Annotated in this window: 9 protein-coding genes; 4 read left to right on the top strand and 5 right to left on the bottom strand. The window is 58.2% G+C overall.

Translation table 11 applies throughout. The features are described 5' to 3' along the window. Positions 1-170 precede the first annotated feature (170 nt). Positions 171-506 (top strand): DUF2834 domain-containing protein, encoded by a 336-nt coding sequence (locus B7L09_RS01075; protein WP_094467389.1) that lies wholly within the window; start codon positions 171-173, stop codon positions 504-506. Positions 507-622: 116 nt separating this feature from the next. Here the strand turns inward: B7L09_RS01075 and B7L09_RS01070 are convergent, their stop codons facing one another. Together B7L09_RS01070 and B7L09_RS01065 are read right to left on the bottom strand one after the other, a co-directional pair. After that, on the bottom strand, positions 623-1,546 hold the full coding sequence (locus B7L09_RS01070) for a magnesium transporter CorA family protein (protein WP_094467388.1): 924 nt from the start codon (positions 1,544-1,546) through the stop codon (positions 623-625). 7 nt (positions 1,547-1,553) lie between these two features. Then, positions 1,554-3,128, bottom strand: a complete 1,575-nt coding sequence (locus B7L09_RS01065; RefSeq protein ID WP_094467387.1) for a RimK family ATP-grasp domain-containing protein — start codon at positions 3,126-3,128, stop codon at positions 1,554-1,556. 92 nt (positions 3,129-3,220) lie between these two features. Here B7L09_RS01065 and rimI point away from each other — a divergent pair, with 92 nt between their 5' ends. Then, positions 3,221-4,318, top strand: a complete 1,098-nt coding sequence (rimI, locus tag B7L09_RS01060; RefSeq protein WP_094467386.1) for a ribosomal protein S18-alanine N-acetyltransferase — start codon at positions 3,221-3,223, stop codon at positions 4,316-4,318. A 117-nt stretch (positions 4,319-4,435) separates the two neighbouring features. On the opposite strand, the gene B7L09_RS01055 is transcribed toward rimI, so the two are convergent. Together B7L09_RS01055 and B7L09_RS01050 are read right to left on the bottom strand one after the other, a co-directional pair. After that, on the bottom strand, positions 4,436-5,587 hold the full coding sequence (locus B7L09_RS01055) for a PQQ-dependent sugar dehydrogenase (RefSeq protein ID WP_094467385.1): 1,152 nt from the start codon (positions 5,585-5,587) through the stop codon (positions 4,436-4,438). A 50-nt stretch (positions 5,588-5,637) separates the two neighbouring features. Further along, positions 5,638-5,985, bottom strand: a complete 348-nt coding sequence (locus B7L09_RS01050) for a hypothetical protein (protein ID WP_094467384.1) — start codon at positions 5,983-5,985, stop codon at positions 5,638-5,640. Positions 5,986-6,178: 193 nt separating this feature from the next. On the opposite strand from B7L09_RS01050, the gene ku reads away from it, so the two are divergent. Then, positions 6,179-7,087 (top strand): non-homologous end joining protein Ku, encoded by a 909-nt coding sequence (gene ku, locus B7L09_RS01045; RefSeq protein WP_094467383.1) that lies wholly within the window; start codon positions 6,179-6,181, stop codon positions 7,085-7,087. Between the two features lie 69 nt (positions 7,088-7,156). On the opposite strand, the gene lpxO is transcribed toward ku, so the two are convergent. Then, complete coding sequence (gene lpxO / locus B7L09_RS01040; protein WP_094467382.1) at positions 7,157-8,056, bottom strand: lipid A hydroxylase LpxO; 900 nt, start codon at positions 8,054-8,056, stop codon at positions 7,157-7,159. Between the two features lie 495 nt (positions 8,057-8,551). Between lpxO and B7L09_RS01035 the strand changes: the two genes are divergently transcribed. Continuing rightward, a partial coding sequence (locus B7L09_RS01035) for an ABC-F family ATPase (RefSeq protein ID WP_094467390.1) occupies positions 8,552-9,780 on the top strand: 1,229 nt, incomplete at its 3' end.

The raw sequence follows: 9,780 nt of genomic DNA, 5'->3' as shown, positions 1-9,780 counted from the left end.
CGTGCGCTATCCCGCCAAATAAGGAATGGCGGTAATAATGTTTGGCTGGCAGCGCAATACGGTGGAAGTCATGGCTGGAAATTAGCCGGGCGTTGCGGGCAAGTCAATGGCCAATTTTCTTAGGCCTCTGTAGGCTGGCGACACCGCTCATCGTCCCAAGGAAGGAAACCATGAAGTCTGTCGCCCTGCCCCTCATTGCCTTGATCGCCTTTGCCGGCTACACCGTTTCCGTGATGCTTCAGGCGGAGCAGTCGTTGATCGACTTCGGCATCGGTTTGATGTCACGCCCGGATACTGCGCAGGTGGTGATTGATCTTTATCTGTTGGCGACGCTGGCGGGAATCTGGATGTACAGGGATGCGCGCGGGCGTGGGCAGTCGGCGATTTCGGTGCTGCCGTATTTGTTGATTACGGCGGTTTTCGTATCTGTCGGGCCGTTGTTGTACCTCGTGGTTCGTGGGCTTAAGAACCGCAAGCGTTGTGTTGATGCGGGCCAGCAAGCCTGATTCAGAAGTTGTTGTGATGCTGCTGAAGCAATCGCGGGCAAGCCCGCTCCCACAGGTTATCGGTGTTCTTTGTGGGAGCGGGCTTGCCCGCGATTGCGGCCTGACTGCCAACATATTCATTTCGCCAGCCGCCTAAGCCCAAGCACCATCGCCCCCGCCCCAATCATCATCGCCGTCAGAAACAACGGATACGACACCCACCACGGTGTACCCGCCGTCATCATGCTGAACTCCGACATGCCGCCCACACTGGCAATCAGGTTAAGCGGCAGGAACACCACGTTGATCAACGTCAGCTTGCGCAGCAGGTTGTTCATGCTGTTGTTCATCAGGTTGCCGCGCGCGTCGATCAACCCGGAGAACACCGTGGAGTAGATTTCCGCCTGTTTGTAGCACTGGTTGTTTTCGATGATCAGGTCGTCGATCAGGCCGATGGCTTCGGCGCTGAAATGTTCCTTTTCCCCATGATTACGCAACCGCGACAGCACCGCGCCGTTGCTGTGCAGCGCGTTGATGTAATAGATCAGGCTCTCGCTGAGGTTGAACATTTGCATCAGGTGATGGTTGCTCATCGACGCGTTGAACTGTTGCTGCAACTCCCGCGCAACCAACTTGATCACCTTGAGGTGGCCCAAGTAGTGATGGATGTTGTTGAGCAACAGATCGAGCAGCACATCCAATGGCGTGTGCAGCGGCNGGCGGGTGCCGAGCCCGTGCAGCGGCGCATCGTCGGTGGCGATCACCAGCAAGCGCTGCGCAGAAAACAGCAAGCCACAGGACGNCACTTCAAACATCAGGTTGCCACCACCGGAGTATTTCTCCGGGCGTTTCCAGATCAGGAACAGGTAGTCGGGGTGAAATTCAATACGTGACACCTCATCGGGGTCCAGGGCCGAGGCCAGGGCGTGCTCATCGAGCTTGAAATGGCTGTGCAACAAATCCCGCTCGGCGGCATCGGGGTTGCTGAACAGCATCACCTCGGCATCCAGGCGTTCCACCGATTGCAGCGCGCCACCGGCCAGTTGAAAGCTTCTGATCATCGGCCGTTCACCAGGCCTGGCCGCGACGTTTCAGTTCCAGGCGACGGACGAACTCTTCCAGTACCAGCGAATACAAATCGTCCTGCAAGTACGCATCTTCAATACCGGCATCCATATTGGGGTTGTCGTTGACCTCGATCACCACCACCTTGTCGCCGGATTGCTTGAGGTCGACGCCGTACAGGCCGTCGCCGATCAGGTTGGCGGTCTTGACCGCCAGTTCCACCACCGCCTTGGGCGCTTCGTGGACCGCCAGGGTGCGGCATTCGCCGTTGATGTCCTGGCCGATGGCCTTGTGGTTGTAGATCTGCCAATGGCCCTTGGACATGAAGTACTGGCAGGCAAAGATCGGCTTGCGGTTGAGTACGCCGATGCGCCAGTCGTACTCGGTGTAGAAAAACTCCTGGGCCAGTAACAGCACCGAGTGTTCAAACAACTCGGCGGTGGCCTTGAGCAAGGCTTCCTGGCTTTCAACCTTGATCACGCCCCGGGAGAAACAACCGTCGGGGATCTTCAACACCAGCGGGAAGCCGAGGCGTTCGCCGACCCGCTCGAAATCTTCCGGTCGCTCCTTGTAGAGAATCTCGGTGGCGGGCATACCCAGTTGGTGACTGTTGAGCAGGTCGGTGAGGTAGACCTTGTTGGTACAGCGCAGGATCGACGCCGGGTCATCCATCACCACCAACCCTTCACTCTCGGCTTTTTTGGCAAATCGATAGGTGTGGTTATCGACGCTGGTCGTCTCGCGGATCAGCAAGCCGTCGTATTCGGCAATACGCGCGTAGTCCTTGCGCTCGATCAATTCGACATCAATGCCCAACGTCTTGCCGACGCGCACGAAATTATCCAGTGCCTTCGCGTTGGAAGGCGGCAACGCTTCTTGCGGGTCATGCAGGATCGCCAGGTCATAACGGGCCAGCCGTCGTGAGCGTGGTACACGCCAGATCTTGCGACTGAAACTGTCCAGGGAGTTGGCGAATTGATCTTCCTGATCTTCGCGTAATTTATGCAGGGCGCCGGACTTTACGCCTTCGATGTGCCAACCATTAGTTCGGCGGAACTCAACTAACAAGATCGGGCACGGAAACACTTCAAACAACTGACGCGCCAGATCCTGCAAAGGCTCTATATTGGTTTTGCCGAAGTACAACGTCAGGGTAAAGCCTTCGGTGTCGCTGTAAAGATGATTGCTGAGGGCTTTTTCCAGGGGTTTATCCAGATCATCAAGGGCTAGGCCGTACAGGGATTTTTTGGTCAGCTCACTGATGGTCCGCACCGATGGAATCACCTTGTGCCCTCGTGCTTCGGCCAGCAACGAGCAGTAGTAACCGTGCCCCAGGTACTTGTAGCTACGGCACAGGTTGATCACCTGGACCCGTTTGCCCTGTTCGTTGTCCCGCGTCTGCTCGAGGTATTCCTGAGCGCTGACGATGTCCTCGCTGGGGAAATACGAGGCCCAGTCTTCCTTGCGTTCGACGATGATAATCAACTGACTTGAAGTTCTGCCTGCGTCATTTAAATAAGTTGCTGCCGGCAAAGTTTGCTCGGATACTTCGCGCCAATGACCTTGTACCGCTGACATAGTGATTGATCCGTTGGAGAACAAGACCTTTCCTATTAAGCACGANCTTTTNNNGAAGTCCCGTTTCGTTACGCAACTTTTACGGCGGTCATATGAACACTGTCTTTCGCTTGGCGGTAGTTGAAGACTTACCCGCGCTGCTGGAACTCGAACAGCAATGTTTCACCACAGACCGGCTCAACAGTCGCAGCTTTCTGTGGATGATTACTCGGGCTCATGGTCAGCTGTTGGTGGCCCAACGTGGGGAGCATTTGGTCGGCTATGCGGTGGTGCTGTTTCACCGGGGCACTTCGCTGGCGCGGCTTTACTCGATTGCGATCGCGGCCGAAGCGCGCGGCAGCGGGCTGGGCAAGCAGTTGCTAGAACGCATCGAATCCTGCGCCCTTGAACATGATTGTGCCTACTTGCGGCTTGAAGTGCGGATCGACAACCCCGCGGCGATTGCCTTGTATGAGCGCAATGGTTACCGGCGTTTCGCGCTGATCCATGACTACTACCAGGACCATGCCGATGCGCTGCGCCTGGAAAAGCGCATTCTTGAGCACCGTGATTCGCGCAATATCCAAGTCCCGTGGTACCGGCAGACCACCGATTTCACCTGCGGCCCGGCCTGCCTGTTGATGGCCATGGGGGCGCTGCAAGGTGATCGATGGCTGGAGCGTCGAGAAGAGCTGCAAATCTGGCGCGAGGCGACCACCGTGTTCATGACCGCAGGCCATGGCGGCTGCAGCCCGCAAGGCTTGGCGCTGGCGGCATGGCGTCGGGGTTTTCGGGTGCGTCTACAACTGAGCATGGAAGGACCGCTGTTTCTCGATGGCGTGCGCGATGAGCATAAAAAAGACGTAATGCGCCTGGTGCACGAGGAGTTCACCACGCAGCTACTCGAGACGGATGTGGAGCGAGTGATCGGCGGCCCGCTGAACCTCCCTCGGCTACTGGACGATGGCGGACAACCGCTGGTGCTGATCAGCAGCTATCGGCTGACCCGCTCCAAGGCGCCTCATTGGGTGATCGTCACTGATTGCGATGATGAATTCGTCTACCTGCACGACCCCGATGTAGACCACAGCCAGCATCGCCAGCCCCTGGACTGCCAGCACCTGCCGGTCAGCCACGGGGAGTTCGAGAAGATGTGCAGCTTTGGCCGGGGCAAGCTTCGGGCGGCGGTTATCCTGTATGACCGAGCATAAGCCTCACAACTCTATAGTGCTGGCGAAGGCACCAACCTCCATTGTGGGAGCGAGCTNNTACATCGCTATCGCGAGCAAGCTCGCTCCCACAGGGAATTGGCTGGTTTCAGGGGGGGGTTACTTCAGGCCAATCTTGTACAGCCTGCCGTCGTCCTCATCGGTCAGCACATACANGTAGCCNTCCGGCCCCTGCCGCACATCGCGAATCCGCGCGTGCANNNCGCCGAGCAAGCGTTCCTCGTGNANCACCTTGTCGCCATCGAACTGCAGGCGGATCAGCTCCTGGCTTACCANCGCACCAATGAACAGGTTGTGCTGCCANACCTTGAAGCGATCCGCATCGTAGAACGCCATGCCGCTGAGGCCGGGGGACTTTTCCCAGACATGGTGCGGCGCCACGGTGCCTTCAGCGGTCTTGCCCTTGGCTTCCGGGATCGGCTGGCCGGAATAATTGATGCCGTGGGTCGCCAGCGGCCAGCCGTAATTTTTGCCGCGTTCGATGATGTTGATCTCATCACCGCCCTGCGGGCCATGCTCGTTCTCCCAAAGGACGCCGGTCCACGGATTGAGCGCTGCACCTTGCGGATTGCGCTGGCCATAGGACCAGATTTCGGGGCGTACGCCCTCCTGACCGACGAAAGGGTTGTCATCCGGCACTTTGCCGTCCGGGTAGATCCGCACGACCTTGCCTTGCAGCTTGTCGAGGTCCTGCGCGGTCGGCCGATCGTTGTTTTCGCCCAAGGTGATAAACAGGTAGCCGTCGCGATCAAACACCAATCGTGAGCCGAAGTGATTGCCGACCGACAGCTTGGGCTCCTGGCGGAAAATCACCTTGAAGTCCTTGAGGGTTTTCAGGTCCTCGGACAATTGGCCTCGCCCGACCGCCGTGCCGGCCTTGTCGCCCGCACCACCGCCCTCGGCGTAGGACAGATAAACCGTGCGATCCTGCTTGAAGTCGGGCGACAGCACCACGTCCAGCAAACCGCCCTGCCCCTTGGCCCAGACCTTTGGCACCCCATTGATCGGTGCCGAGAGCTTGCCATCGTAATCCACCACCCGCAGATTGCCGGGCCGTTCGGTGACCAGCATGCCCTTGCGATCGGGCAGGAACGCCAAGGCCCACGGATGTTCAAGGCCCTTGGCAACTTGCCAGACCTCAAGGGTGCCCTGCTCGCTTTTCATATCCTGCGGCGGTGCCGCGAGAACGGGTACCGTGGCGGTGAGCAGTAAGCTGGCGCAGAAAGCAGCCAATAGGTTTTTACGCAACATGCACGATTCCTTTTGTCGTTCGAATAGCCGGCAAGACGCTGTCCTGCCGTTCAACGGTTGCTGGTGTCTGCATCTCGATGAGGCGGATTGGGAATGAATTTGGGCGGGCTGGAGGGAGCGGTTCGGTCCTGGGGATAGCGATTGCCGATGCCGCCGTTATCAAGGGTCGGTGGGCGGGGCACCGGGACGGTACTTGGCCCGCGAATCACCGGGGCTGCGGGTTGTGTGCCTTGCATGCTATTGGGATTGGCCCGGCGGATCGGGCTGTTGTAGGGGTTACTGGAATTGCCCGTGGGGCTCTGGGCCAGCAGCATTAACGAAGGTGGCGATGCCTGGGCCAGCTGACTCATCAGGCCACTGAATGCCAGTACGGTGCAGGCGAGCACGAATCTGTTCATGGGAGGCCTCTGGGCGTCAGCGTGGATAGAATCTTCGATAGCACGCTACGCCCGGGGTTCGGATTTGTTAACTAAAACCTCTTTCATAAGATGTAACACCAGTTGACGGCCCAGCAGGGCCGGGCCGCAGCCCGCTGAAACTTTTGCGCCGCGCCACGGGTCACCTGAACACATCACTCGCGAGTAGACGACCATGGCACGGGCAATCTGGAAAGGCGCAATCAGTTTCGGGCTGGTGCATATCCCTGTGGCGCTGGTTTCGGCGACGTCCTCCGAGGGCGTCGATTTTGACTGGCTGGACAAGCGCAGCATGGACCCGGTGGGCTACAAGCGCATCAACAAGGCCACCGGCAAGGAAGTCACCAAGGAACACATCGTCAAAGGTGTGCAGTACGAAAAAGGTCGTTACGTGGTGCTCAGCGAGGAGGAAATCAAGTCGGCGCACCCGTTGTCCACGCAGACCATTGACATCTTCGCCTTTGTCGCCGCCGACCAGATCCCTCTGCAAAACATCGACACGCCCTACTTCCTGGCCCCGGACAAACGCGGCGGCAAGGTCTATGCGCTGTTGCGCGAAACCCTCAGCAAGACCAACAAGGTCGCCCTCGCCCACGTTGTGCTGCATACCCGCCAGCACCTGGCGGCGCTGATGCCACTGGACTCGGCGCTGGTACTGGTGATGCTGCGTTGGCCTGCCGAAGTGCGCAGTCTGGATACCCTGGAGTTAGGCACTGAGGTGACCAAACCCGAACTGGCCAAGGGCGAACTCGACATGGCCAAGCGTCTGGTGCAGGACATGAGCGCCGACTGGAAGCCCGAGGATTATCGCGACAGTTTTGAAGACAAGATCATGGCGCTGGTCGAGAAGAAGGCGAATGAAGGCAAGATTGAGGATGTGGAAACGGCGACGGGTGAAGAGGAGCGCAAGACAGCTGATGTGATTGATTTGACCGAGTTGCTGAAACGGAGCCTCGGGGGCAAGAGTGCCGGCAAGGCCGCAAGTAAGCCCGCTTCTAAAAGTAAAACGCCTGCCAAACCAGCGGCGGAAAAGAAAGCCACGAAGCGTTCCAGTGGCTNACAGGGTTTAGTGTCAGCGCATTAATTGGCGGCAACCGCAGAACCTTGTGGGAGCGGGCTTGCCCCGATGAGGCCCTACGCCGCAATACAGCATTCAGATCAGCACGAAAACCGCCAGCAACCCACCAAAAATCGCCCACTTCTCAAGATAGTAAAGTTTGCGATTACGCTTCTTCAGCGCCTTGCCCCGCAGCCGAATCGAGTAGATTTTGGCAAACAGGCGGTTAATGCCACCGGTCTTGTCCCCCGCATCATTCGGNGAACCGGCAGCTGCCATCACGTTACGGCTGAACCAGCGGTTGAACGCCGCCGCCCAGCGGTACTTCATTGGGCGTTCGATGTCGCAGAACAAAATGATACGGTTCTGCTGGGTAGTGTTTTCGGCGTAGTGAATGAAGGTCTCGTCGAACATCACCGCTTCACCGTCGCGCCAGTGGTAGTTCTCACCATCGACGTTGATGTAGCAACCGGCATCGTTGGGCGTTTCAAGGCCCAGGTGATAACGGTAAGAGCCGGCGTAGGGATCGCGGTGGCGGACCAGTTTTGAACCCGGTGGCAACTCGGCGAACATCGCGGCTTTGATCGACCCGATGCTTTGCACCAACTCAGTGGTGCGCGGGCAGAGTTTCATCGCCGAAGGATGGCTGTCGCCGTACCACTTCAAATAGAAGCGCTTCCAGCCGGACTTGAAGAACGAGTTGAAACCCACGTCGTTGTACTGGTCAGAGCGCTTGATCTCGCCTGCCCGCATCAGGTTCTGACCTTCCTCGCGAATTTCTTCCCAATGCGCCTGCAACGGACTCAGGTCCGGGAAATCGGCCGGATTGAGGTAAGGCTTGTTGGGGATTTTCGAGAACAGATAAAGGAAGCAATTGATCGGCGCCAGAAATGACGAGTGATCACTCAGCTGGCGCCCTAGCTTGTGGCGCACCCGACCGCGCAGGTGGACGTAGGCAATGGATACTACATAAACAGCGGCAATGATCAGTTTCACAGAAATCGTCACACGTCAGAGGTGAACAAACTGCTTCCCCCGCCAACCCAGCGGCCCAGGGGGCTTGCGCAGCGTCTGAATACGAAACAGCGGTCCCGGTGGCGCGTCCTTGAGCCTGCGCCGACGGACGGCAGTTGATGAAAAGTGGCATTTTAGTCTCATTTTGTAACCAATAGTTAACCTTCAAATGTGAAAATCTGTCCGCTGGTGCCGCCAAAGCGCCCGTGCGGCCTCAACGCCCTATCGTTTAAAGAGCCAGACCAGTACAATCGCCGCCAAACATTACGCGCCCCCCTTGGTTGATGACGGGAATGAACCCCGTCTCAGCGCACTTTGACTCGGGCCAAGCGCTCCATATGCTGCTGTCCACTTATTGCCAGATGGACCTTCCGCTTCTGACCGGGATGCATTTCCCGTGGTTCGGATACCGGAAACGGGTACTGAATCGGTACTGCCGCAACCCTAGCTACTCTGAATGCTTCGCAGGAAAAACCTTTGATCTCTACAGCTAACATCACGATGCAGTTCGGCGCCAAGCCGCTCTTCGAGAACGTCTCGGTCAAGTTCGGCGCCGGCAACCGTTATGGTTTGATCGGTGCCAACGGTTGCGGCAAGTCGACCTTCATGAAAATCCTCGGCGGCGACCTCGATCCGTCCGGCGGCCAGGTCATGCTGGAGCCGAACGTACGCCTGGGTAAACTGCGCCAGGACCAGTTCGCCTACGAAGAATTCACCGTACTCGACACCGTGATCATGGGCCACGAGGAACTGTGGAAGGTCAAGGCCGAGCGCGACCGCATCTACTCGCTGCCGGAAATGAGCGAAGACGACGGCATGGCCGTGGCCGAGCTGGAAACCGAATTCGCCGAGATGGACGGCTACACCGCCGAATCCCGTGCCGGTGAGCTGCTGCTGGGCCTGGGTATTCCCCTGGAACAACACTTCGGCCCGATGAGCGAAGTGTCGCCAGGCTGGAAACTGCGCGTATTGCTGGCCCAGGCGTTGTTCTCCGACCCTGAAGTGCTGTTGCTCGACGAACCGACCAACCACCTGGACATCAACACCATCCGCTGGCTGGAAAACATCCTGACCCAGCGCTCCAGCCTGATGATCATCATCTCTCACGACCGTCACTTCCTGAACAGCGTGTGCACCCACATGGCTGACCTGGACTACGGCGAGCTGCGCCTGTTCCCGGGCAACTACGACGAGTACATGACCGTGGCAACCCAGTCCCGCGAGCAACTGCTGTCGGACAACGCCAAGAAGAAAGCGCAGATCTCCGAACTGCAATCGTTCGTCAGCCGCTTCTCGGCCAACGCCTCGAAAGCCAAGCAGGCCACTTCCCGCGCCAAGGCAATCGACAAGATCCAACTGGCCGAGGTCAAGCCTTCGAGCCGCGTGAGCCCGTTCATCCGTTTCGAACAAACCAAGAAACTGCACCGCCAGGCGGTCATCGTCGATCGTATGGCCAAAGGCTTCGACGGCAAGCCGCTGTTCAAGGACTTCAGCTTCCAGGTCGAAGCCGGCGAGCGCGTGGCGATCATCGGCCCGAACGGTATCGGCAAGACCACCCTGCTGCGCACCCTGGTCAATGAACTGACGCCGGATGCGGGTAGCATCAAGTGGACCGACGCCGCAGAATTGGGCTACTACGCCCAAGACCACGCTTCGGACTTTGAAGACGACATGAGCCTGTTCGACTGGATGGGCCAATGGACCCA

Origin of the sequence: Pseudomonas mandelii, assembly GCF_002251635.1 — a bacterium.
Taxonomy (GTDB): domain Bacteria; phylum Pseudomonadota; class Gammaproteobacteria; order Pseudomonadales; family Pseudomonadaceae; genus Aquipseudomonas; species Aquipseudomonas mandelii_B.
Note: the sequence above shows the minus strand (reverse complement) of the source record. Positions and strands in the feature narration are given on the sequence as shown.